We start from the raw sequence: 23844 nt of genomic DNA on the forward strand, positions 1-23844 counted from the left end.
GCCCTGATCAATGATCACTGCGGGCGCGGCCAAGGCATCAGGGCAATCACAAGTGCAAGGCCAGAAGAGATCAACCCGCAGACAGGATAGGCCAGAAAAAGCAATTCCGGCGGCAACCCGAACGTATAACCAACGCTCCGCAATCCGTAGGGAACGACCATACCCACGAGAACCATCCCTAGGCTGACGCCGAGGGCAGCGCCCGTGCCGAGCCCGGCCCTCAGGGCGACGAGGCCGATCGCACCGGCGAGGATCAGGCCCGAAAGGTACCCTATTACTTGCCCGGCGATGATGGCGGTTTCGGTCATTCCGCCGCGATTGCGCCGCGTTTGCCCGCGATACGATCCTCGATCACGTCGCGGAAGTTGCGGATCAGGCCCTGGATCGGCCAGGCCGCCGCGTCGCCGAGGGCACAGATCGTGTGGCCCTCGACCTGCTTGGTCACGTCGAAGAGCATGTCGATCTCTTCCACGCTCGCCTCGCCCTTCACCAAACGGTCCATCACCCGCATCATCCAGCCGGTGCCTTCGCGGCACGGCGTGCACTGGCCGCAGCTCTCGTGCTTGTAGAACTTCGACAGCCGCCAGATCGCCTTGATGATATCGGTGCTCTTGTCCATCACGATGACCGCCGCCGTGCCGAGGCCGGAGCCCAGCTCGCCGCGCAGGTAATCGAAGTCCATGATGGCGTCTTTCATCTTCTCGCCACGGACGCAGGGCACCGAGGAGCCGCCGGGAATGACCGCAAGCAGGTTATCCCAGCCGCCGCGAATTCCGCCGCAATGCTTCTCGATCAGCTCTTCGAAGGTGATCGACATTGCCTCCTCAACCACGCAGGGGTTGTTGACGTGGCCCGAGACGGCAAACAGCTTGGTACCCGCGTTGTTCTGGCGACCGAAACCTGCAAACCACGCTCCGCCACGGCGCAGGATGGTCGGCACCACGGCGATGCTTTCGACGTTGTTCACTGTGGTCGGGCAGCCATACAGGCCCGCGCCCGCCGGGAACGGCGGCTTCATCCGGGGCATGCCCTTCTTGCCTTCGAGGCTCTCGAGCAGCGCGGTCTCCTCGCCGCAAATGTAGGCCCCTGCCCCGTGGTGCAGGAAGATGTCGAAATCCCAGCCGGAGCCAGCAGCGTTCTTGCCCACCAGCCCGGCGTCATAGGCCTCGTCGATGGCAGCTTGAAGCGCCTCGCGCTCGCGGATGTATTCGCCGCGGATATAAATGTAGCAAGTGTTCGCGTTCATCGCGAAACTGGCGATCAGGCAGCCCTCGATCAGCGTGTGCGGATCATGGCGCATGATCTCCCGGTCCTTGCAGGTGCCGGGCTCGGATTCGTCGGCGTTTACCACGAGGTAGGCCGGGCGCCCGTCGCTTTCCTTGGGCATGAAGCTCCACTTCAAGCCGGTCGGAAAGCCTGCGCCGCCGCGTCCGCGCAGACCGGACGCCTTCATCTCGTCGATGATCCAGTCGCGGCCCTTCGTGATTAGGTCCGCCGTACCATCCCAGTGACCCCGCTTCTGCGCTCCCTTCAGGGTGCGGTCATGCATCCCGTAGATGTTGGTGAAGATGCGGTCGCTGTCCTGCAACATGGGATGGCTCCAAATTCGGCTTCGCAACTCGGGAGATAGCGGACCCCCCGGCTCAATTCCAGTGTGTTCTCACACCGGCAGGTTTACATTCCGTGGCCCTGTACCTGCGGCTCTAGGCCTCCGTCACTTTCTCTGCCGCCACATCGCGGCAAGATTTACCATCGCGAAGACAAAGCACGCCATGGCCACGAGATAAAAGAAGAGCTCGTAGCGTGCCTCAAGCCCCAGCTTGACCACCAGCCACGGGGCCAGCACCGCCAAAACACCCGCCGCCGCGATCAAAAGTGCGATCCGCCGACCGGCTCGGGCAAAGGCCTTTTCCTCTTCTGGCGTCATGGGCGCGGCTCCGCAGGCGGCCTTAGTAGACATCGCCCTTCTTCACGCGATTTGAGAACTCCGTGTCGCCACCTTCGGCCAACGTCCGCGCCTGGCCGACCCATTGGTCACGCCGGGCACGGCCCTTGAAGCCTTCGAGGTTCTGATTGACCCACTCCAGCTCTTCATCTGTCCACTTGGCGATCTGGTCATAATGATAGAAGCCCATGGAATGGAGGAGCTTTTCGAGCTTCGGCCCGACCCCCTTGATGGCCTTCAAGTCATCGGCCTTGCCGCCACGGGCCTCTGACAGCGTCTCCGGCTTGCTGCCTGCCGCGGGCTCTGCGTCTTTTGCGCCCGCCTTCGGGCCGGGCTTTTCGGCCTTCGCTTCGCTGGCCCTGCCACCATCCTTGGAACTCTTATCCGCCCCGGCGCCTCCACTGGGCGCGGTCGCCTGACCCTTGGCGTCCTTGGCGTCCTTGCCGGCATCTTCCTCACGCTCGGCATCACCTGCGCCATCGACCTTCTCATGGTCCGCTTCGGCCTGCTTGGCCTTGGCGGCAGGCTTTTTCTTGGCTTCAGCCGCCTGTTGAACAGCGGATTTCGGCGCTTCCGGCTTTTCAGGTTTGCCCGCCAGCCCGGCGGCTTCCGCGCGAGCCTTGGAGGTCGGTGTGGCGTTCTTGCCCGACCACGGAGTCAGAAGGGGCACTTCGCTGCCGTCGATCCGTTTGACCGTATCGCCGATATCAGTCGCAAGCTGAACGCTCGCGTTGTACTTGGTCTTGCCGCTTTCGTGTTCGGTCAGTGAGGTCAGACCGCTCAAGGGTTCAGCGCCATAGCGACCATTTTGCGGGCCGGGCACCGGCACCTTGCCGGCCCGGAACTCGTCGATCATCTCGCCAAAGCGTTTGGCGGTCAGATCCTCGTAGTAGTCCTTGCCGATCTGAGCCATCGGCGCATTGGCGCAGGAGCCGAGGCACTCGACCTCCTCCCAACTAAACTTGCCATCTTCCGAAATCTCATGCGGGTTCGCCGCGATCTTCTCGCGGCACACCCCGATCAGATCTTCCGCGCCGCAGATCATGCAGCTGGTGGTGCCGCAAACCTGAATGTGTGCAACGGAACCAACGGGTTGCAGCTGGAACATGAAGTAGAAGCTCGCCACCTCCAGCACCCGGATGTCAGCCATGCCCAACATATCGGCCACATGCTCGATCGCCGGGCGGGTCAACCACCCCTCCTGCTCCTGCGCCCGCCACAGCAGCGGGATCACGGCACTCGCCTGACGGCCCTCGGGATACTTGGTGATCTGCCCTTCGGCCCATGCCTGATTGGCGGGGGTGAAGGCGAAGCTATCGGGCTGATCATGATAGAGGCGGCGAAGCATGGCTTACTCCGTGGTCGGGAAGGTCGGCATCTCGTTCAGCAGCGCGAAGGAGAGCGTGAATGTGAAAAGCAGGAAGAGCGCGATGAAGGTCGCCCCGCCCGCCACGATGGCCACCGGATAGGCCATCAGCGCACTCGGAACCCGGCGAGCCACGAAGATCGTGACTGACAGCGATGCGATCAGCATCAGGAGGGAGACGAGCACAGGCGTCATCGGCTCAGCGATCCACCTCGCCGAACACGATATCCATCGTGCCGATGATGGCGGCAATATCGGCCAGTTGGTGACCTTTGGCGATGTGGTCCATCGACTGCAGGTGCAGATAGCCCGGCGCACGCAGTTTGGCGCGGTAGGGTTTGTTGGTGCCATCGGCCTTTAGATACACGCCAAACTCGCCTTTCGGCGCTTCAACGGCGCAATAGACCTCGCCTTCGGGCACATGGAAGCCCTCGGTATAGAGCTTGAAGTGATGGATCAGCGCTTCCATCGACTGCTTCATCTCACCGCGTTTCGGCGGAGTGATCTTGCCGCGAGCCAGGATGTCGCCCTGCCCCTCCGGTGCGCGCAGCTTTTGGATGGCTTGCAGGATGATGCTGGTCGACTGGCGCATTTCCTCCATCCGCACGAGGTATCGGTCGTAGCAGTCGCCGTTCTTGCCGATCGGCACTTTGAAGTCGAACTCGTCGTAGCACTCGTAGGGCTGCGCGCGGCGCAGATCCCAAGCCATGCCCGAGCCGCGCACCATCACGCCCGAATAGCCCCAGTCCAACGCCTCCTGCTGGCTGACCACGCCGATATCGGCGTTGCGCTGCTTGAAGATGCGGTTCTCGGTAAGCAGCCCGTCGATGTCATCGAGGCGGTTGGGAAACTTATTTGCCCAGGCTTCGATATCGTCCAGCAGCTCGGGTGGCAGATCCTGGTGCACGCCGCCGGGCCGGAAGTAGGCCGCGTGGAGCCGCGCGCCGCAGGCCCGCTCGTAGAAAATCATCAGGTCTTCGCGTTCCTCGAAGCCCCAGAGCGGCGGGGTCAGTGCGCCCACGTCCATCGCCTGCGTGGTCACGTTGAGCAGGTGGTTCAGCACGCGGCCGATCTCGGAAAAGAGCACGCGGATCAGAGAGGCCCTGCGCGGGACCGGCGTGCCGGTCAGCTTTTCGATGGCGAGGCACCAAGCATGCTCCTGGTTCATCGGAGCTACGTAATCGAGTCGGTCGAGGTAGGGCAGGTTCTGGAGGTAGGTTCGGCTCTCCATCAGCTTCTCGGTGCCACGGTGCAGCAAGCCGATATGCGGGTCGCACCGCTCCACGATTTCGCCGTCAAGCTCCAAAACCAGACGCAAAACGCCGTGCGCCGCAGGGTGTTGCGGACCGAAGTTGATGTTGAAATTACGGATCTGCTGCTCACCTGTCAGCGCGTCATCAAAGCCCTTGCCGTCCATCGTCTCAGACCCTTTCCATGTTGCGCTGCCAAACCTCGGGCAGCGCCCCCATCTCGTCGGCTACCGCCGCATATTGCGGCGCCAGCAATCTTTGCAGGGCGGCGCGGCGGCTGTCGTCCAGCTCCAGTTCCGGCCCTGCATTCACCTTTTCTTTCAGCTCTGCCTTCATCCGGTCGATGCCGAGAAAGTCACAGAGCGCCCGGATTGAGCCGGGCTTGAAGAGATCTTCGTAGAAGCCGCACATCACGCGGCTCTTGGGCAGCGCCGCCATTTTTGCCAGAACCGAAGCATAGTCGCTCCGTTGCGCAATATCGGCGTTCTCGCCCCGCAGCGCCTTATCCAGCAACTGCAGCGCGTAGGCGTTCGCATCGTTCGTCCGGCCCCGCTCTGCCCGCTTGCCGGCCATGAAACGGCACTGGCTCCAGTAGCGCTCCACCGGGTCGCGCATGAGAAAGAGGAACCGGGTGTCTGGTACGAGGTCCGCCATCTCGCACAGCCGCTTCTGCGGCAGCAGGCAGTAGGACGGCGTGATATCCGCCACCAGCTTTGCGTCGCCCGCACCGTCATAGAGCAGGTCGATATATGCGCGATGGTCGCGTTCACCGATCACTAGGGCTGCCAGCCAACGCTCCGTCTGCTTGAGGCGGCGGCGCAGGCGCGGCAGGCGCCCCTCCTCTGCTCCCGCTTCCACCCGTGCAATCCGGTCGCGCAAACGCCCAATCTGGGCAACCACCTGGTCCCTCTGCCACTCTGGCTTAAGGCCCTCGATGCTATCCCAGTAGTGCAACTCCTTGGCGACCGGCATGGCACACTGCGGATGCGCGTCGAGAAACCCGTAGAGCCAGCTTGTGCCGGTCTTGGGTGCCCCGATGGCATAGAGCAATGTTGCCTGCGTGCTCACCGGTCAGGCCTTGGCTTCCATCGCGGGGCCATCGGCAACGCGGAACACCTTGGTGATCAGCCGCCAGCCTTGCGCCGTGCGCAGAAATCCGAGCTCATCGCAAAACACTCGCGGCGGCACCCGCACATCGACTTTGACCTGCGCCATGTCTTCGCTCGCACTCGACACCCGCAAAACCCGGAAGTCGGGCGCACCGGGGAAGGCATCTCGCCCACCTACGCGCGCAACGAAGCCGGCCTTGTCGAGCGCCTTTGTCTGACCATCGGCGCCGAGCCAATGCATCAGAAAACGATCATCGCAGAGCGTGTCCAGAACGGCGCCATCCCCCTCGTGCAGGGCGCGGCAATAGCTTTCGATGGCTGCGGCCAACTCCGCGTCGATCTCTGCGTCGAGGTGCTTGTTCATTTCGCCTCTTCCGTCTTCTCATCGCCCGGCAGGATGTATTCTGCACCCTCCCAAGGGCTCATGAAGTCGAACTGGCGGTAATCCTGGGTCAGCTTGACCGGCTCGTAGACAACCCGCTTTTCAACTTCGTCGTAGCGGACCTCGGTGTAACCCGTGGTCGGGAAGTCCTTGCGCAGCGGATACCCACGGAAGCCGTAGTCCGTCAGGATGCGGCGCAGGTCCGGGTGGCCGGAGAACATGATGCCGAACATGTCGAAAACCTCGCGCTCAAACCAGTTGGCCGAAGGGTGCTCGCCCACGATCGAGGGCACCATCTCGTCTTCGCGCACGGCTACCCGCAGGCGGATGCGCTGGTTCTGGTACATGCTGAGGAAGTGGTAGACCACGTCAAAGCGCTTGTCCCGCTCGGGGTAATCGACGGCGGTGATATCCACCAGCGTCGAAAACCGGCAATTCGCATCGGCCTTCAGGAACTCCACGAAGCCCCGCAGGTTCGACGGCGCCACATCGACATTCAGCTCACCAAAGGCCACATCCCAACTCACCACGCAGTCCGGACGGCGCGCCTCAAGGTGCTGGCCGAGTTCGTTCAGAGCATCGCTCATAGGGTCGTCCCTTCCTGGGTCAGCGTACCAAGGTGCCGGTGCGCCGGATGCGGCGCTGGAGCTGCAGCAGGCCGTACATCAGCGCCTCTGCCGTGGGCGGACAGCCCGGCACGTAGATGTCGACCGGCACGATCCGGTCACAGCCACGGACGACCGAGTAGCTGTAGTGATAGTAGCCGCCACCATTGGCACAGGAGCCCATCGAGATCACATAGCGCGGCTCGGCCATCTGGTCGTAAACCTTCCGTAGCGCCGGGGCCATCTTGTTGGTCAGCGTGCCAGCCACGATCATCACGTCAGACTGGCGCGGGGAGGCACGCGGCGCGATCCCGAAGCGCTCGGCATCATAGCGCGGCATTGATGTGTGCATCATCTCCACGGCGCAGCAGGCGAGGCCGAAGGTCATCCAGTGCAGCGAGCCGGTGCGCGCCCAGTTGATCAGGTCCTCGGTGGAGGTGAGCAGAAAGCCCTTGTCCTGCAGGTCGCGGTTCAGCGACTGAACGGCTACTTCCTTGTCGGCCCCGGCAGTGGTGGCGCCATAAGGGGCCAGTTCACCCTGCACCTGCGGCGGCGCCAGCGGGCTCTCGGGTTTGGTCGTCACTCCCATTCGAGAGCCCCTTTCTTCCATTCATAGGCAAAGCCCACGGTGAGCACGGCGAGGAACACCATCATCGACCAGAAGGCCAGCATGCTCATGTCGGCAAAAGCCACGGCCCACGGGAAGAGAAAAGCGATCTCGAGGTCGAAGATGATGAACAGGATGGAGACGAGGTAGAACCGTACGTCAAACTTCATCCGGGCATCGTCGAAGGCATTGAAACCGCATTCGTAGGCGCTGACCTTTTCCGCATCGGGGTTGCGCACCGCCAGCACGGCAGCCGCAAGGATCAGCACCAGTCCAAGGCCGATTGCAATGGCCAGAAAGATGACGATGGGCAGGTATTCCCTGAGCAAAGCGTCCAAAGCCGGCTCCTTTCTCGCGTGCTGCACGGGCGGGGTCCGGCCCCCGGCGCACGCGCATCGTGGCTGCCTCAGGTCTTACTCCCGCCCCGGTGGAGGGTCAACCTGCAGCCCCTTCAAATTCCCGGCTTTTCAGGCGGCTTTATTCCGCTGCGATGGCCGGGCCATCGACCCGGGTGCGAAAGCTTTCGACCACGTGCTCGGCGAGCGCCGCAGCACAGCAGCCGGGCTCCTCCTGCTCGATCATGCGAAGCTGGTAACGGCCGATTTCCTCGAAGCCCTGTTCGGGCCCCAAACGCTCCATCTCGGGCGTGAAATTGGCAACTGGCAGCGGGCTCACCGCGAGGTCAGCCTCGACTGCCGCCAAGAGCGCCTGCCCGCTCTCCGATACATAGGCAATACGAGAGGTCTTGCCGGCGCGGCCCAACGATTTCAGCGCCTTCCGACGCCAGATGCAGCCTTCCTGCGCCAACGCCAGTGGCACAGGGTCGGCTTTCCACGCCCGGCCACCGCGCTTGCCGGCCCAGGCCAGTGCTTCTTCATAAACGACCCGGCCCGGTCCGCCCTCGATGGCACAGACTGTGTTCAGCGCCACGTCGAGGTCACCGGCTTTGGAGGCTTCAATGATCCGTGCAGACGTATCGAGAGTGACCCGCACATGCACACCCGGGTGGGTGGTAGCAAAGCGCTTCAGGATGATTGGCAGCGCATGGGCGCCCATATCGCCCGGTGCGCCCAGATGCACCTCGCCCTCCATCGGCGTGCCCGCAAAGCGCGCCAGCGCCGCCTCGCTCACGCGCATGATCTCTTCGGCATAGGCCAGAAAAGCCTCGCCATCGCCGGTGAGCCGAACCTCGCGCGGCAGGCGCTCGAACAGGCAGCGTCCCAACTGTTCTTCGAGCCGCTTCACCTGCATCGAAACCGCAGATGGCGTTCGCAGAACAGTCTTGGCGGCCGCGCTGAACGAGCCGGTGTCGTGGATCGCCAGAAAGGTGCGAATGAGGTCGGTGTCGATCATCTGCGGCGCGAGCATCGGACTATCTTTCAATTTTACTGAACGATAAACTCAATACTATTCGTTTGATTGAACTTCAGTCAAGGCGCACCTTTTGAGGCAATCGAAACGCCGAAGAGAGGAGCCAAGACATGGCCCATATTCATTACCACCCCGCCGAAGCCGCGCGCCTTCCGATCCTGCGGAGCATTTTTGCCCGACTTGGGCGTGCCATCGCGCAAAACTTCCGAGCCCGCGCAGAGCGCCGCGCTCGTCAGCGGCGCGTCCGCCGGATCGAGCACCTCGACGACCGTATGCTGCGCGACATCGGCATCACCCGCGCTGACCTTGACTATGCGACCAGCCACCCAGAGGCGCCAGATGACAGCCTCCGCCGTCGTGCCCTTAGCAACCGGAACGTGGACCTTGAGCGCCCAAAGCTCCGGGCGCGTTGAAGCTGCGGTGGCCGCCCTGTTCTGGGCGGCCACGTCCTACTCGGACCACCAAGAAACTCACAGCGTCTCAGTCGCCTTCTGCAAATGCGGGGGCTGATCCGGGTTCAGACCTCTGGCGCGGGCAACGCGCTCGGCCATCGCATAGAACGCCACGATCAATGCAAGCGGGTCCGTCAGGCCATGCCCGGTGCGCGGTACCTCCAGAACTTGCGCCGCCTGCACCTTGGACGTGGTCGCAAACACATCCGCGCCCTGCCTAACCAGTCGGTCCGCCATCTGGGCCACCCCGCCCTCGGCGGCATCGCCACAGGCCAGCGCGAGCACCGGAAAGCCGCGCCCCACGATGGAAACCGGGCCATGCAAAACCTCGGCAGAAGAATAGGCCTCTGCATGGGTCTGGCAGCATTCCTTAAATTTCAACGCCGCCTCCTGCGCGATCGCCCAGCCAGGCCCACGGCCAAGCACGTAGAGCGACCCGCCCTCATCCATTGCCCGCTCCGCAAGGCTCCAATCGGCCTGCACAGCTCGCGCAAGTGCCTCCGGCAGCGCGCGGATGGCCGCGAGCAGCGCGGCGTCCTGCGCCACCTCGGCCACCAGCCAAAGCGCCGCCAGAGCCGAGGTGACAAAGCTCTTGGTCGCGGCAACCGAGCGCTCTGGCCCAGCGCAGATATCAACCACCTGCTCGGCAGCTTCGGTCATGGGCGAGCCCGACGTATTGGTGAAGGCTACGGTCAGCGCACCGCCTGCCCGGGCCGCTTGAGTCATCTGCACGATGTCCGGGCTCCCGCCCGACTGAGAAATCGAGAGCGCAACTGCACCTTCGAGGGAGAGTGGCGCTCCATAGACGGAGGCAACGGAAGGCCCGACCGAGGCAGAAACCCGCCCGAGCATCAGCTCGGCCGCGTATTTGAAGAACGTGCAGGCATGGTCTGACGAACCCCTCGCGACGGTTACGAAGTACCGGGGATCAAGCGCCACAATCGCTCGCGCGACCTCCGGAACCCGCCCTGCTGCCAGCAACCGATCCACGGCCTCTGGGATCTCTTCGATCTCCTGCCGCATCAGGCTCTTGTCTGTCATCACGCGCCTCCCTGTTAGCGCTACCTTGCCCCACCCCCGCTGCGTCCACAATGCTTGCCCTCGCCTGCCAGCCACGCCAGTCTCCCGCAAAAGGGAGCCCCATATGACACGCGTTCTGATCATCGGCCTTGGCAACATGGGCAAGAGTCATGCACTGGCGCACCACACCAACCCTGAGTGTGAGATCATTGGCCTCGTGAACCGCTCGCAGCCTGATTTGCCTGAGCCGCTGGCAGGCTATCCGCTCTTCACTACTGCCGAGGAAGGGCTGTCACTCAAACCCGATCTGGTGGTGATCGCGACCCACGCCGACAGTCACGCCTCCCTCGCCATCGCCGCGATGGAAGCGGGCGCCCACGTGTTCATCGAAAAGCCGATCGCCGCCACGGTCGAGGACGCCCGCCGCGTGGTGGACTGCGCCCGCGCCACCGGGCGCAAACTCACCGTCGGCTACATCCTGCGGCACCACCCCTCGTGGCAGAGGCTCATTGCCGAGGCTCGCGCGCTTGGCGGCCCCTACGTGTTCCGGCTCAATCTCAACCAGCAATCCACCGGAGCTGCTTGGGAAGCGCACAAGGCGCTCATGCGCACCATGTCGCCCATCGTCGACTGCGGCGTGCACTACGTCGATGTCATGTGCCAGATCACCGATGCCCGCCCGGTTCGCGTGCATGGCATGGGGTTGCGGCTCTCGGATGAGATCGCGGAGGACATGTACAACTACGGCCAGTTTCAGGTCGTCTTCGATGACGGGTCCGTAGGATGGTATGAGGCCGGCTGGGGGCCGATGATCTCCGAAACTGCCTTTTTCGTGAAAGACATCGTCAGCCCGGCCGGCTCAGTCTCGATCATGGATGGCGACAAGGGTGGCAGCGCCGAAATCGAGGGGCACACCCGCGTGGGCGGTTTGCTGGTGCATCAGCCGTCTGGTGACAGGTTGATCGACCTGCCCGATGAACCCAACCATCAGGCCCTTTGCGACGCCGAGCAGGACTTCTTACTGCGCGCGATTGCCGAAGACATCGACCTCACCCGCCATATAGAAGATGCCGTGCAGAGCCTTGCCATCTGCCTTGCCGCCGACGAGAGCATCCGGTCAGGACAGATCGTGGCTCTCTAGCCCGGCGGCGAACGTTCGAATGCTGCAACGCCCTCCGGCACATTATGCCACGCCTGCCCTTCCTCGCAGAAGATCGCAATGCTCGGCCCACCGAATACCTCTGGCGCATCGAGGGTACCGACCTTTAGCACCACGCCCTCCAACCCACCCCGCTGGGTGAGAATGTGGGTGCCGCAGGTCGCGCAGAAGAACCGCTCTACCGCGCGTTGGCTTTCCGGATGCTGAAATCTGGCGGGCTCACCAACCTCCCAAGCAAAGCCACCCGGCGGGATCAGCATGAAGGTGTTCACACCTCCGCCCGAGATATGGGTGCAGGCCCGGCAATGGCACTGGGCCTTCAACTGCGGCTCGGTAGTCACCCGGTAGCGCAGGGCACCGCAAAAACAGCCGCCCGTCCATTCCACCTGATCGTTGCTCATCCTGCCCTCACATGAATGCGCAATCCGGCCCCCGATCCAGCGGCTCTGCGATCGACATGCCGGACGGGCGCCACTCAAAAATCGCCACCGCCTGCCCGCCATCGAACCCAATGAAGAGCGTCCCTGTCTCCGGCTGAAGCGCAACTCCCTCAGCGTCGCCCCCCCACTCCGATAGTGGCGTGACGGTGAGCACTTGCCCATCCGGCGCCAGTTCGAAGAGCGCATTCAGCCCTTCGTTGTCATCTACTACGAGAATGTTGCCCGAGAACGGATCCCGCTCGACGCCCTGCGGCTCAACCATCGGCGGCTCAAAACCGTCTCCCCAGAGTTCCATCAGAACAGCGCCATCGGGTGCAACCCGCATCAGGCGCGAGGGGTCATCCTCCACCACCAAAAAGCTGCCATCCGCATCGCGGTGCAGACCCTCCGTATCCACCAGCGTGGCCGAGAGGCTGAAATCTTCTTCGCGCGGTCGCCCGTCACGATCTACTCGCCGAAAGGTGCCCCAGCCATCTGCCAACAACAGCCCGTCAGGCTCGACGGTAAGGCTGCGGACCGAGCGCATCCCGCTGTCGAACCGCATGATCTCACGCCCGGTCGTGCCGATCAGGATGACCTCTCGGCCTTCGGTCGCCACCCAGACCCCGCAAACCTCAGCATCGTAAGCCAGAGAGACCCCGCGTAGCCCGCCCAGCGTTTCCCGATGCACCAGTTCCGCCACAGCGGGCGTGGTAGCAAAGCAGAACAGGATCAGGCTGAGAAAACGCATGTTTACCCCCGACGCCACCCTGCGGGGCGGCGCGGCAACCGGTCAAGTCACAGCTTTGGGGGGATGCTGGCGGAGAGACAGGGATTCGAACCCTGGAGACGGTTTCCCGCCTACACACTTTCCAGGCGTGCGCCTTCGACCACTCGGCCACCTCTCCGGCCCGCGCCTCTTAGCGCAGGTGGGGCGCGGCGTGCAAGAGGGGTTTGGCGCGAAGATGCGATCTGCGTTTTTCCGTGGCTTTCGTCCTGCGCGGCCGCGGTCAAACGCGCCTCAAGCGAGGCTAACTCCGTGCTCGAGGCGCACGGCTTCGTTCCACTTGTCGACGCTTGGGCTGACGTTGGTTCCAAAGGCACGGCCCTCGAACCGGTGATCCATTTCCTCGGGGTTGTCCTTGCCATCAAGCTGATCTGCCCAATGCACCATCTCGTGCCATGCGGTGACCTGCAGAAAAAACCGCATGTTTCGATCGGCCCGGTTGCGCTCGGACCACTCATACCAGCGCAGCATGTGCTTGCTGAGGTCGATCACCTGCTTGAACTCGGCGGCGCTCGATATCGTACCGGGAAAGCGCCCGGCACAGAAATCTTCCTGGCTCTTGCCGAACAGGTCGAGATCGGCAGCCTTGAACAGCGGCCAGCCATGTGGTGAGACGGCCTTGGCAAGCTGCTCTCTGCTCACCTCTGCCGTTGTGCGGAAGGCCAGCCGGACACGCCAGCGCCACCAGTCCATGATTGCAGGAATGTGGGCGATCAGAAACGCCGTGGCGAGCGGAAATTCTGTCCGCATCTCGGGTGCAAATCGCATTTTGCGTCGCCTTCCATCCGGGGCGACCCTTCCCGCTGATAGCCTGTCAGCCGCAGGGCTGTGGTGCAAGCCTTGGTCGCATTGCCGGACAGATCCTGGCCCGGACTAGAGCGTCGCGCGCGGGTAGCGGCTGTGCAGCGTCGCCTCAGCGTTCGTGCGCCAATAGTCCCAGTCGCCAACCCGGGCGCCCCAGACTTCCTTCTCGAACTCGTTGCCCTCTTCTGGCGCCTGATCCACCCCGTCGCGGTTGTCGCCCCAATGCACCATCTCGTGCAGGGTGACCGCATGCAGGAAGCGCTGAAAGAGCAGGTCGCTTCGATTGGCGTAGGAGAACTCGAAGTATCGAAGGTATTGGGAATTCAGGTAGATGTAATTCTTCTGGCTTGGGTCGCTATCGCCCCAATAGTCGCCGTAGCTGCCGTTCGGAAACTCGCCGCAATTGATGGTGGGCGGGTTGCCCTCGGTGATCGCATCCAACGCCTCCTGCTCGCTCAGCTGGCCCCATTTCTTGAAGGCGGGCCAGATCGAAGCCCAATGCGGCGTCGAAGGAAGCCGGCTTCTGAGAAAGACAGTGGTGAGCGGAAAATCCTTGCGGAATGCATGGGCAAAAATCATTGAACTGCTCCGGAAAATGGGCCGTTTGGTGCTACAAATGCCAATAGGCTAGCACGCAGGATGGCGCGCGCAAAGCTGCAAGGTCAGCCGTCGTTGGCCTCGACCGCCACAAGCAATCCGCTGGCATCGATGCGGGCCGTGCCCGAAAGGTCTGCGGGCGGATAGGAAAAATCGACACGCAGACCGCCATCATCTTGCGGGATCACCCGGCTGAAATGAAATGCCAATTCCGCCGTCTCGGCATCCACCGGGCCAGTTATGACCAGTTCAGTGCCCCCAGCGCGACTATGGCCCGACACCGCCCCTGCCTCAGGGTTCACAGCCACCCGCAGGCGCGACAGGCCCGAGACATGCCCGGCGATATCCGGGTGTGAGAGCAGACGCTCAATCATGTCTACTGTCGGCTGTGTGTGCTCTGCCATGGCGTTGCCTCCCTTGGAGGGCTAACGCTCGACGCGCTCAGAGCGTTCCAGCCGCCGACTTGCTCCATTTTCTCAGGCTCGACCTCGCCGGTGGATCGAAACGGCCGATCAGCTCATCCGAAGGTGATGTTCACCCGACGGTTCGCACGGCCCTTCTTCTCGAGCTTGCCTAGTTTCAGCGGCCCGATCTCGCCGGTCCGCGAAACATGGGTGCCGCCGCAGGGTTGGAGATCTACCTGATCCTCCCCTGCACCGATCCGGACCAGCCGCACCTTTCCGCTTCCCCGCGGCGGCGCGACAGACATGGTCTTTATCAGACCAGGATTGGCGTCGAGCTCTTCATCCGTGATCCACTCTTCCGTCACTGGCAAGTCACGCCCGACCAGATCGTTCAAAGCGGCCTCAACAGCATCGCGGTCCTCGATCGGCTCTTCCATCATGAAGTCGAGCCGTCCCTTCTCTGCCCCGATGCTGCCGCCAGTCACCGGAAACGGCAGCACGACCGAAAGCAGGTGGAGCGCGGTGTGAATACGCATGTGGGCATAGCGGCGCTCCCAGTCGAGCGATTGCCTCAAATCCTGCCCGACCTCCGGCAAGGTGCCCGGTGCTGATGGTACCAGTACAACCTGATCGCCCTCACCCTTGACCGAGGTGGCGATTTCCATCTGCCCGCCGTCCCAGTGCAGCATGCCCGCATCTCCCGGCTGGCCACCGCCGGTCGGATAGAAGATCGAGGCATCCAGCACGAGGCCGCCCTCGGAAGTCTGCGCCAGCACGGTCCCTCGGGCATCGCGCATGTAGGGATCGTCACGATACAGGGCCAAAGTCATCGGTCGCCTCCTCCGTCTCCGCCGCCCTCGAAGTCGTCCTGCGTCAGACCGGCTCGGGCCGCGGCTCGGGAGGGCGTTTCAGGTTCTTCAGGCGGCGTTGCCTCCGTCCCGGGAATGACAGGCTCGGCCTCGACCACCGCACCACCCGCGCGCGCACCTCGGATGGCATCTCCAAGGGCTTCGGGGTTGCGCAGCCAAAGGTCGCGCTGTGCGAAGGGGATCTCGATCCCCTCTTCCTTGAACCGCTCAGCTATCCGGTGGCGGATCTCGGTCTGGACCACGATGATCGAAAAGACATCCCGCAGGATGACCCGGATCTCGAAGTCGAGGCTGTCGGCGCCGAAACCGGTGAACACCACCTGCGGCGGCGGGTTCAGAATGACGATGGGGTGCTCTTCGGCCACGCCTTGCAGTACCTCGGCCACCTTGCGGGTGTCCGATCCGTAGGCCACCCCGACCGGAATGAGCAGACGGCCCGACATGTTGGTTTTGGTGTAGTTCGTCACTTGCCCGCTGATGAGATCGGCGTTGGGAACGATCACATCCGTCTTGTCGAACGTCTCGATCCGGGTAGAGCGCACCGAGATCTTCTTCACGATCCCCATAACCCCACCCGAGCTAATCCAGTCGCCCTCAGAGATCGGTCGCTCGATCAGCAGAATGATGCCAGAGACGAAGTTGCTGACAATGGTTTGCAGGCCAAAGCCGATGCCGACCGAAAGCGCACCCGCGACGATGGCGAGGCTCGACAGGTCGATACCCGCCGCGGTGATCGCAATCACGGCGGCCAGAAATATGCCGATGTAGCTGACGCCCGAGAGGATTGCCGTCTGCCCGCCAGTGTCGATGCGGGTCTTGGGCAAGACGGAGGTGCGCAGCGCGCCCTGCAAGAGCCTCGTGACCATGAAGCCCAGCACGAAGACCACCGCGAAGAGCAGGAAGTTCGAGGGGCTGATGGTGCTTTCGCCAACAGAAAATCCGCCCATGAACTGCGACCACAACTCGGTGAGGTCTGCCGTGCGCGCGCCCCAGATAAGCGCGAGCAGCGGCAGGGCGAGCAGCATGATCAGGAAGGAGATCAGAACCGCCACAAGCCCGTCGGTTCCGTCGGCCTGCCGCCCGAAGAAGAGCGCGTAGAGGTGGCTGAAGAACCGCTGGAGCAGCGAGACCACGGCGAGCACCGCGAGGGTCGAGAGCGGTGCGGAGATCAGGAAGTCCCCCGCCTTCAGGTACCCCAGCGCCGCCATCACCGGTCCCGCGAGTGCCAAGAGCACGGCAGCCCGCCCGATTAGGTGGACCACGCGAGCACGGAACCCCTTCGACGTATGCTCATCGATCTCCTCGCCAGCGCCGCCGCGCGCGTGGACCACCAAGAGTTGCCCCAGCCGGAACAGCGCAACGGCACCCAGCAGAAGGACCGGGAAGTTGAGAAAGGCCGCTGCTTCCTCGGTGATCCCCGAGAAAGCCGTGAGAGAAAGCAGAAGAGCGCCCAGCGCGCCCGAAACACCCGCCATCGTGGCCCAGAGCCGTCCGGAGGTGCGCTGCGCGGCGTCATGCTCCAGCGGCGGCGGCAAAATTTCGATCTTCGGGAAGCTGTGGAAGCCAAGCCAACGCGCACCGAAAATGAGGATGCCCATCACCGGGATGGTCTGCAGAACCTGATCGGTCAGCAGACCACCAATGCCGGTAATCGTCACACCGACCACGATTAGCACCAGGCCGATCTGCGGCAAGAGGAGCTGCCCCACCGAGACCAGCATGGCAAAGATCACCGTGCGCTGCTGCCGACCGGACCGGGTCAGCAGCCGTTCCGAGAGCCGCATACTCCAGCCCCGCCCCCGGATCACCAGAATCAGACCAATGAGCGCCACGATTATCGCTGGCGCCGCGTTCTTGCTCAGCTTCGCCTGCTGTATCTGGTTCTCCCAGCTCGACCGCAAATTGGAGCGCAAGGTCTCACCCACGCCGCCAAGCTGTTCGAGAGGTTCGGCCCAATTGTTCGGGAACAGTGGACTTGGCCCGACATCCAGCAGCTCGCGCGTTTGACGATCGCGCAGAACGGCATCGACCTCGCCGATCAGCCCATCGGCACGGATGTACGCCTCTTCCGCAGCACGGATTGGCACCAGCAGGCGTGAGAGCTGCGAGGTCAGTTCATCACGTCGCTGTGCCAGTTCAACGGCCTCTGTCTCCCCCTCGGCCGGCGCAGGGCCCAGCGCATCGATCTGCCGGCGCAAAATATCGATCCGCCCGGAGTTGGTTGACTGCGCGTCTTGAAACTCGATGCGCCAATCGGCCAACCGTTCACGCAGCTGCTCGAGCGCAAGAGACGAGGCGCCATCACTGTCGAGCACATCTTCCGCCTGGCTGGCGACTTTCTCCCAAGCCTCATAATCCGGGCCACCGGGCAGGCTCAGCGAAGCCGCCTCAAGCGCGTCGGTCACAGCAGGCACCGTGGTGCCCTCATCCCCGGGGTTGGCATCGGAGACGGTCGCGCCCGGCTCCCCTGCCCCGTTCACCAGATCATCGGCCAGCGATTGCGCCTGTCCGGCCACCGGCAGCGCGGCAGTGGCGAGAAAGCTCAGAAGGAGAAGCAGGCGCATCATGCGTCGAGCGTCATGTCCGGCATGTCCGTCCGGGTGCCACGGGTCAGAAACTCGGGCACCGGCAGGTCTTTCTCGCGCAGGAACTCAGGGTTGAAGAGCTTGGTCGCATAGCGCGTGCCATAGTCGCACAACACGGTCACGATCCGGTGCCCCGGTCCCATCTCCTTGGCCATTCGCACCGCACCGGCAATGTTGATCGCACTGGAGCCACCAAGGCAGAGGCCTTCCTCTTCAAGCAGGTCAAATACATACGGCAACGCCTCAGCATCCGGGATCTGATAGGCCATGTCCGGGGTGAAGCCCTCGAGGTTGGCGGTGATCCGCCCCTGCCCGATGCCTTCGGTGATCGAGCCTCCCTCCGACTTGTGCTCACCGGTGGTGTAGTAATTGAAGAGCGTCGCCCCCATCGGGTCGGCGAGGCCGACCTTCACGCCCTTCGGCTGAAGCACCTCTGCTACCCCGGCCAGCGTACCGCCGGAGCCAACGGCGCAGATGAACCCATCCACCTTGCCCTCGGTCTGCGCCCAGATTTCCGGGCCGGTGCCTTCAACATGAGCCTGCCGGTTGGCGACGTTGTCAAACTGGTTGGCCCAGATCGCCCCGTTGTGCTCACTCTGCGCGAGCCTCTCGGCAAGCCGCCCGGAGTAGCGCACATAGTTGTTCGGGTTCCGATAGGGGTTGGCATCCACCTCGACCAGCTCTGCACCGGCGAGGCGGATCATGTCTTTCTTTTCCTGACTCTGGGTCCGCGGGATCACGATCACCGTCTTGAACCCCATCGAACTACCCACAAGCGCGAGGCCGATGCCCGTGTTGCCCGCCGTCCCCTCAACAATCGTCCCACCTGGCCGCAGCGTGCCCTTGGCCACCGCATCCTTGATGATGAAGAGCGCAGCGCGGTCCTTGATCGATTGGCCAGGATTCAGGAACTCGCATTTCCCGAGAATCTCACAGCCGGTCGCTTCACTGACCTTGTTGAGCCGGATGAGCGGAGTGTTCCCCACCGCTGCGGCGAGATCGGGTTTGATATCCATGACGGCCGTCCTTCCTTCGGGCCCGGTTCGGGCGCTCGTCCACTTGATAGGCCAGCGGCAGGCGAGGTCAACAGGGGTGGCAGCGTCGCAGGCGAAGGGCGGCGGAACGACGGCCCAATCACCAAGCACTCCGCCTGACAGAGTTCAGCGCACCTTGAGCGCGCAGAACATTCTTCGCGTCTTTGCCCACAGCTGCGAATTCTGTGTGATTTTCTAGCTCTGGCCGCGCAAACCGTCGCGCCGCGCGGCAAGGTGGAGGAGCGAGGCGACCGTGGTGCCCACGTTGATCTCCCCACTCTCCAGCAACCCCATAGCGGCGTCGAAACTGACGAGATGAGCGCGAATGTCTTCCCCCTCGCCAGCCACACCCCCGAGCCCTGCCGCGTCATCGTGCAAGTCCGCAAGACCGATGAAGCCGTACAGATACTCGGTCTTGGCACCGGGGCTCGGGTAGTAGCCACCTGTTGAAATGAGACGTTCCAGCACCAGCCCAGCCTCTTCCATCGCCTCGCGGTGTGCGCATTCCTCCGGGCTTTCACCCGGGTCGACGCGGCCAGCAATGGGCTCCAATACCCAAGGCTGGGCATCGCCGCGTGCTAGCGGGCCGGGGCGCATCTGCTCAACCAACATCACTCGGTCACGCTTCGGGTCATAGGGCAGCACGGTCGCCGCATCGGCAGACACAAACGCTGCCCGCTGGATCGGCCCACCATCGCCGCCATCGAAACGGATATGCGACAGCTCAAGTTCTTCCACCGCGAAGAACCCTGCATAGGGGCGACGCAGGGCATTTACCCTCACATCTCCCTCACGCGCCCTGCGGCGAAGCGTTGTCGGGGCTTCCTCCCGCGCATTCAGCCGCGCCTGTGCCCTCGTGCAGATGACCCCATAGCGCCGGCCGACTTCGGCTGTCGTCGCCCGGCCCATCCACCACATCACCTCTTCGGCAGCGAGCGTTGAAAGCTCGCCCCACTTCTCCGCCCAAGCCGCAAGGCTCCAGTCCCCTGCACTGACGCCATCCTGACTGAGCGGCACATAAACGGTCGCCTCAGCAGGGCCATCCTCCGTCTGCACCATGACAGGCTTGCGAAGATAGCCGTAGTTATCGAGCCCTTCGTAGAAATCGGCGCGCGCGAGGGCCTCATCCGTGAGGCCCCGCAGCAAGAGCCCGTGCGCCTCGGCCTCCGCGTCGGCCCGCACCATTGGGTAGACTTCGCCCGGCACCGCCTCGACCCGCCATCCCGGCAGTCGCGCAGCGACCTGCTCGACCACATCAAAGCCAGCGCCGAGCACCACCCGCAAGAGCGGCTCGTGCATCAGTGTTCCGTAAATGAAGATATCGGCCATGCACCCCTTCCATCCGGGCGCAAGTGGGAGATCAGGCGATCTTGCCTGCGTCCGCCGAGCGCTCCTCGGTCCACTCCGCGAACCATCCGCAGAGCATGCCACCGACGATCAGGACCACCGGCACCTGCGGCAGAAAATAGCTTCCCTCGGCGAGGGTAAAGGCCATTCTTGCGTCGGTCAGGATCAGCAGGGCGTAATCAAACATCAGCGCAAAGGCGCCATTGATCGCCTCGACCACGCCTTCATAGGTGCCCGGCCGCGTCGACTGGCGCAGCATTTCCCAGATCGACCAGAAGAGCAGGCACCAGAAGGCCAGCGCAAGCGATGTACGGACTCCGCCCCCGGCAGCGGCGAACTTGCCGCGCCCGGCGAGGCGCCCCATGATCATCCAGCCGCAAAGCAGCCCGATCCCCGCATTTACGAAGGAGAGCAGGCCCATCTTCGTGCCCTCAGGCAAAAGCGGCTTGAAGACCTCGGACGCAAAGAAGGCCAGCAAAGCAAAGACCAGCGCAGACATCAGTTTGGTTGCGGTAGGCATCGGCGTTCCATCACATGACAAGGGCGCGTGACTGCCCCTCGAATGGGGCGATCACACCATGTGAAACCGGCGAAAATATGGCAAAACCTCGGGAAACCCGCGACAGAGCCTGGCTGCGCTGCCCATTGTCGCCCATTCAGAAATCGCGGTTTTCGTAGGCCTCCAGCGCCGCCTTGCGGCCTTCGTCCAGCCCGACAACCGGTTCATCGGGCCGGTCCTTCCCCGGCTCAAGCTTCCAGCTTTCGGGAACAGCCTCGTAGTAACTCGCGGCGTCCTCACCGTTGCCGAGCCATTGCTCGCGGTACCCCCCCTTGGCATCGAACTTCTCGGCCTGACTTGCCGGGTTGAAGACCCGAAAATACGGTGCCGCATCAGGCCCGCAACCTGCCGTCCATTGCCACCCAAGACTGTTCGAGGCCTCGTCCCAATCAATCAGCGTATCGGCGAACCAATCACGGCCCACGCGCCAATCGGTCATCATGTGCTTGGTCAGATAGCTTGCCACGATCATCCGGGCCCGGTTGTGCATTGTGCCGGTGACGTACAGCTCACGCATCGCTGCATCCACAACCTCCACCCCCGTGCGCCCCTGCTTCCAGGCTTTCACCTCGGCTGCGCGCTCATCATCCTTCCATGGAAAACGGCTCCACTCCTCGCGCCATTCCCGCTCGAACATATGGGGAAAGTGATAGCCCAGCTGCCAGCCGAACTCGCGCCATGCCAACTCCTTGCGGAAGGTCTCGCGGCCCTCGCCCTCCGCCGCGTTCCAGCACTGGCGGGGAGAGATCTCGCCATAGGTCAGGTTTTCGCTCAGCCCCGATGTCCAACTCTCCGCAAGCATGTCGCGCCCCTTGGGGTAATTGTGCATCCGGTCCGAAACGAAATCCCGCAGCCGCTTCTGGGCCGCCTTTTCGCCCACCACCGCATGCCGGGCCACCACTTCGGCGCCGCGCCGCATCCCGGCACCCAGCGCCCAATCCCCCAACGCCTCGCTCTCTGGCCAGTCCTCCGGGCTGGTCAGCTCCCGCGGGCGTGGGCACTCCTCACCGGGCGCTTCGCCCTTCATCGTCTTCCACATCGGCGAGAAGACCTTGTAAGGCGTCCCCTGCCCCGTCTTCACCTCCCAAGGCTCCCACAGCAGCTTTCCGGCAAAGCTCTTGGCCTCGACCCCATCGTCACGCAGCGCCGCCTTGACTTCGCTGTCCCGCTCGATGCTCACCGGGTCATACTCCCGGCTCCAGCAAACTGCCTCCGCCCCGGTCTCCGCCACCAGCGAGCGAAGCACGTCCAACGCATCGCCCGACCGCAAGATCAACCTGCTGCCAAGTGCCTCCAGTTGCTTGGCATGCGCCTCCAGCGAAAGGCCGAGCCGCCAAGCTGGGGCAGCCCCCAAGGCATCTACCTTCCGCTCTCGGATGAACACCGGGATCACCGCGCCTTGCTCCCGCGCCGCCATCAAGGCAGGCAGATCGGAGAGCCGCAGGTCGCGGCGGTGCCAGAGAATCGTGGTGCGGGTCATGGGGCCTCCGTTCAATCGTCACGGACGTAACGCACAGGCCAGCGCAACGGGTCAAATATTCCTGAGCCGCCCCAACAGACGCCCGAATAATAAAACCCCGCCCGGCGCGCACCGGACGGGGCTTTTTCCAGCGCCTATCGCTTACTCGGCGGGCGCCTTCGGCGCATCGGGCCAAGCCGTCGGGTCACTGTCGATATCCGGGAACTTCGCAGGGTCGAACACAGGCATCTTCACGCCCGCCTTCAACTGCCCGCGGAAGTCGTTGATCAGCCGCACCGCCACCGGGAAGAGCATCGCCAGCGCCAGCAGGTTCACCACTGCCAGAATGCCCATCATCGGGTCGGAGAAGTTGAACACGAAGGTCGCGCCGGGCGCCACCGCGCCAAGGAAGACGATGCACACGATCGCCACCCGCAGCACCTGAATGGCCATCTTGCTGTCGGTCATGAAGGTCAGTGCGTTCTCGCCGAGGTAGTAGTTGTACATGATCGAAGAGAAGCTGAAGAGCAGGATCGCCACGGTCAGATAATACTGCACCCAGCCGCCGACATGGCCCACCATGCTCTGCTGCGTCAACGCCACACCATCGATGCCTTCAGCGCCGGGCTGATAAACATCGCCCAGCAGGATCACGAAAGCCGTGCAGGAGCAAATGATGATCGTGTCGATGAAGACCGAGAAGCTCTGGGTGATGCCCTGGCTGACCGGGTGCTTCACATAAGCGGTCGCCGCCACGTTGGGCGCTGAGCCGAGCCCTGCCTCGTTCGAGAAGAGGCCACGCCGCAACCCGTTTGCAATGGCTGCACCCATGCCGCCCGCGACCGCTTCACGGAACCCGAAGGCGTTGGCTACGATGTCGGTGATCACACCCGGGAGCGACCCGATGTTGATCACGATGATCACCAGCGCCATGCCGATGTACATGAAGGCCATGACCGGGATGATGATGTCTGCCGCTTTGGCGATGCGGTGGATACCGCCCCAGACGATCACCGCCGTCAGCACGGCCAGAACGGCACCCGTTGCGAGGCGCGGAATGTTCATGCTGTCGAGCGCCGCGCCCGCCACCGTGTTGCCTTGGAAGGCGTTGAACCCGATGGAGAAGGAGGCGATCAGGCACACCGCATAGATCACTGCCAGCCAGCGATAGTTCATGCCCAGCCCGTGGATGATGGCCCGCGCTGGGCCGCCGCGATAGTCGCCGTTTTCCTCGGTGCGCTTGAACACCTGCGCGAGCGTGGCCTCGACCAGTGCCGAGCACATGCCCACGAGCGCAATAGCCCACATCCAGAAAACCGCGCCCGGCCCGCCTGCGGTGATTGCCACCGCAACGCCGGCAATATTGCCGCCGCCCACGCGCCCGCCGACCGAAACGAAGAGCGCCTCGCGGGCGCTGATTTTAGTGGGGTCGTTATCTTCATCGGTGCCGGTCAGCACCTTGAACATGCGGGTAAAGAAGCGGAACTGCACAAACCCGCTGGAAATGGTGAAGAAACAACCCAACACCACGAGGAAGGGCACAAGCGCCCAGCCCCATGTCAGGTCATTGATGACATTGAAGATACTGTCCAGAAATCCCATCGTCCGCGTCTCCTTGTTGGCTCTGTTCGCGGTTGTTCATCCTTCAGCTTGCCCTGCGGGGCGGCGAAGGTAACGGGAGCGTGACACATCTGAGCGGATTGGCGCATGAAAA

General features: G+C 63.2%; 27 protein-coding genes and 1 tRNA gene. 1 reads left to right on the top strand and 27 read right to left on the bottom strand.

What is annotated here, in order from left to right; all coding sequences use genetic code 11:
• Window positions 1-14 precede the first annotated feature (14 nt).
• The 14 genes from KUV38_RS08100 to KUV38_RS08165 all read right to left on the bottom strand — a co-directional run bounded on the left by KUV38_RS08100 (window position 15) and on the right by KUV38_RS08165 (window position 10128).
• Window positions 15-308, bottom strand: a complete 294-nt coding sequence (locus KUV38_RS08100; protein WP_222469553.1) for a hypothetical protein — start codon at window positions 306-308, stop codon at window positions 15-17.
• Window positions 305-1591 carry an NADH-quinone oxidoreductase subunit NuoF gene (gene nuoF, locus KUV38_RS08105; RefSeq protein WP_222469554.1) on the bottom strand — a complete coding sequence of 429 codons (1287 nt, stop codon included), beginning with the start codon at window positions 1589-1591 and terminating at the stop codon, window positions 305-307. The genes KUV38_RS08100 and nuoF overlap by 4 nt, the downstream gene beginning before the upstream one ends.
• A gap of 123 nt (window positions 1592-1714) precedes the next feature.
• Complete coding sequence (locus tag KUV38_RS08110) at window positions 1715-1927, bottom strand: DUF5337 family protein (protein ID WP_222469555.1); 213 nt, start codon at window positions 1925-1927, stop codon at window positions 1715-1717.
• A gap of 22 nt (window positions 1928-1949) precedes the next feature.
• Complete coding sequence (locus KUV38_RS08115; protein WP_222469556.1) at window positions 1950-3293, bottom strand: NADH-quinone oxidoreductase subunit E; 1344 nt, start codon at window positions 3291-3293, stop codon at window positions 1950-1952.
• 3 nt (window positions 3294-3296) lie between these two features.
• Window positions 3297-3506 carry a hypothetical protein gene (locus KUV38_RS08120; RefSeq protein WP_222469557.1) on the bottom strand — a complete coding sequence of 70 codons (210 nt, stop codon included), beginning with the start codon at window positions 3504-3506 and terminating at the stop codon, window positions 3297-3299.
• Window positions 3507-3510: 4 nt separating this feature from the next.
• Complete coding sequence (locus KUV38_RS08125; protein WP_222469558.1) at window positions 3511-4728, bottom strand: NADH-quinone oxidoreductase subunit D; 1218 nt, start codon at window positions 4726-4728, stop codon at window positions 3511-3513.
• Between the two features lie 4 nt (window positions 4729-4732).
• On the bottom strand, window positions 4733-5629 hold the full coding sequence (locus KUV38_RS08130; RefSeq protein ID WP_222469559.1) for a sulfotransferase family protein: 897 nt from the start codon (window positions 5627-5629) through the stop codon (window positions 4733-4735).
• Window positions 5630-5632: 3 nt separating this feature from the next.
• Entirely contained in the window at window positions 5633-6034 is a 402-nt protein-coding gene (locus KUV38_RS08135; protein ID WP_222469560.1) for a nuclear transport factor 2 family protein, read from the bottom strand.
• Complete coding sequence (locus tag KUV38_RS08140) at window positions 6031-6639, bottom strand: NADH-quinone oxidoreductase subunit C (RefSeq protein WP_222469561.1); 609 nt, start codon at window positions 6637-6639, stop codon at window positions 6031-6033. Before KUV38_RS08140 ends, KUV38_RS08135 begins: the two co-directional genes overlap by 4 nt.
• 19 nt (window positions 6640-6658) lie before the next feature.
• On the bottom strand, window positions 6659-7246 hold the full coding sequence (locus tag KUV38_RS08145) for a NuoB/complex I 20 kDa subunit family protein (RefSeq protein ID WP_261384559.1): 588 nt from the start codon (window positions 7244-7246) through the stop codon (window positions 6659-6661).
• Window positions 7237-7602 carry an NADH-quinone oxidoreductase subunit A gene (locus KUV38_RS08150; RefSeq protein ID WP_222469562.1) on the bottom strand — a complete coding sequence of 122 codons (366 nt, stop codon included), beginning with the start codon at window positions 7600-7602 and terminating at the stop codon, window positions 7237-7239. Before KUV38_RS08150 ends, KUV38_RS08145 begins: the two co-directional genes overlap by 10 nt.
• Before the next feature lie 139 nt (window positions 7603-7741).
• Window positions 7742-8632, bottom strand: coding sequence for a LysR family transcriptional regulator (locus KUV38_RS08155; RefSeq protein WP_222469563.1), 891 nt, complete (start codon window positions 8630-8632; stop codon window positions 7742-7744).
• 62 nt (window positions 8633-8694) lie between these two features.
• Window positions 8695-9081 carry a hypothetical protein gene (locus KUV38_RS20890; RefSeq protein ID WP_261385181.1) on the bottom strand — a complete coding sequence of 129 codons (387 nt, stop codon included), beginning with the start codon at window positions 9079-9081 and terminating at the stop codon, window positions 8695-8697.
• A gap of 24 nt (window positions 9082-9105) precedes the next feature.
• On the bottom strand, window positions 9106-10128 hold the full coding sequence (locus KUV38_RS08165; RefSeq protein WP_222469565.1) for an SIS domain-containing protein: 1023 nt from the start codon (window positions 10126-10128) through the stop codon (window positions 9106-9108).
• Window positions 10129-10231: 103 nt separating this feature from the next.
• On the opposite strand from KUV38_RS08165, the gene KUV38_RS08170 reads away from it, so the two are divergent.
• Entirely contained in the window at window positions 10232-11248 is a 1017-nt protein-coding gene (locus tag KUV38_RS08170) for a Gfo/Idh/MocA family protein (protein WP_222469566.1), read from the top strand.
• Here the strand turns inward: KUV38_RS08170 and KUV38_RS08175 are convergent.
• From KUV38_RS08175 to KUV38_RS08235, 13 genes are all read right to left on the bottom strand, one after another.
• A complete protein-coding gene (locus tag KUV38_RS08175; RefSeq protein ID WP_222469567.1) occupies window positions 11245-11667 on the bottom strand; it encodes a GFA family protein in 423 nt (140 codons plus the stop codon). The genes KUV38_RS08170 and KUV38_RS08175 overlap by 4 nt on opposite strands.
• A gap of 7 nt (window positions 11668-11674) precedes the next feature.
• Window positions 11675-12436 (bottom strand): hypothetical protein, encoded by a 762-nt coding sequence (locus KUV38_RS08180; RefSeq protein ID WP_222469568.1) that lies wholly within the window; start codon window positions 12434-12436, stop codon window positions 11675-11677.
• Between the two features lie 67 nt (window positions 12437-12503).
• Window positions 12504-12593, bottom strand: a tRNA-Ser gene (locus KUV38_RS08185).
• A 113-nt stretch (window positions 12594-12706) separates the two neighbouring features.
• Window positions 12707-13240, bottom strand: a complete 534-nt coding sequence (locus KUV38_RS08190; protein ID WP_222469569.1) for a hypothetical protein — start codon at window positions 13238-13240, stop codon at window positions 12707-12709.
• A gap of 105 nt (window positions 13241-13345) precedes the next feature.
• Entirely contained in the window at window positions 13346-13855 is a 510-nt protein-coding gene (locus KUV38_RS08195) for a hypothetical protein (protein WP_222469570.1), read from the bottom strand.
• Window positions 13856-13938: 83 nt separating this feature from the next.
• Window positions 13939-14277, bottom strand: coding sequence for a hypothetical protein (locus KUV38_RS08200; protein WP_222469571.1), 339 nt, complete (start codon window positions 14275-14277; stop codon window positions 13939-13941).
• 113 nt (window positions 14278-14390) lie between these two features.
• Complete coding sequence (locus tag KUV38_RS08205) at window positions 14391-15107, bottom strand: alanyl-tRNA editing protein (protein WP_222469572.1); 717 nt, start codon at window positions 15105-15107, stop codon at window positions 14391-14393.
• Window positions 15104-17710 (bottom strand): DUF3772 domain-containing protein, encoded by a 2607-nt coding sequence (locus KUV38_RS08210; protein WP_222469573.1) that lies wholly within the window; start codon window positions 17708-17710, stop codon window positions 15104-15106. Before KUV38_RS08210 ends, KUV38_RS08205 begins: the two co-directional genes overlap by 4 nt.
• Window positions 17710-18747, bottom strand: coding sequence for a cysteine synthase A (locus KUV38_RS08215; protein ID WP_222469574.1), 1038 nt, complete (start codon window positions 18745-18747; stop codon window positions 17710-17712). The genes KUV38_RS08210 and KUV38_RS08215 overlap by 1 nt, the downstream gene beginning before the upstream one ends.
• Window positions 18748-18960: 213 nt before the next feature.
• Window positions 18961-20094, bottom strand: coding sequence for an NUDIX domain-containing protein (locus KUV38_RS08220; RefSeq protein ID WP_222469575.1), 1134 nt, complete (start codon window positions 20092-20094; stop codon window positions 18961-18963).
• A gap of 31 nt (window positions 20095-20125) precedes the next feature.
• Window positions 20126-20632, bottom strand: a complete 507-nt coding sequence (locus KUV38_RS08225) for a TrgA family protein (RefSeq protein ID WP_222469576.1) — start codon at window positions 20630-20632, stop codon at window positions 20126-20128.
• A gap of 136 nt (window positions 20633-20768) precedes the next feature.
• Window positions 20769-22151, bottom strand: a complete 1383-nt coding sequence (locus KUV38_RS08230; protein WP_222469577.1) for a cryptochrome/photolyase family protein — start codon at window positions 22149-22151, stop codon at window positions 20769-20771.
• Between the two features lie 141 nt (window positions 22152-22292).
• On the bottom strand, window positions 22293-23732 hold the full coding sequence (locus KUV38_RS08235) for an alanine/glycine:cation symporter family protein (RefSeq protein WP_222469578.1): 1440 nt from the start codon (window positions 23730-23732) through the stop codon (window positions 22293-22295).
• Window positions 23733-23844 lie beyond the last annotated feature (112 nt).

Source organism: Vannielia litorea, assembly GCF_019801175.1.
Lineage (GTDB): Bacteria > Pseudomonadota > Alphaproteobacteria > Rhodobacterales > Rhodobacteraceae > Vannielia > Vannielia litorea_B.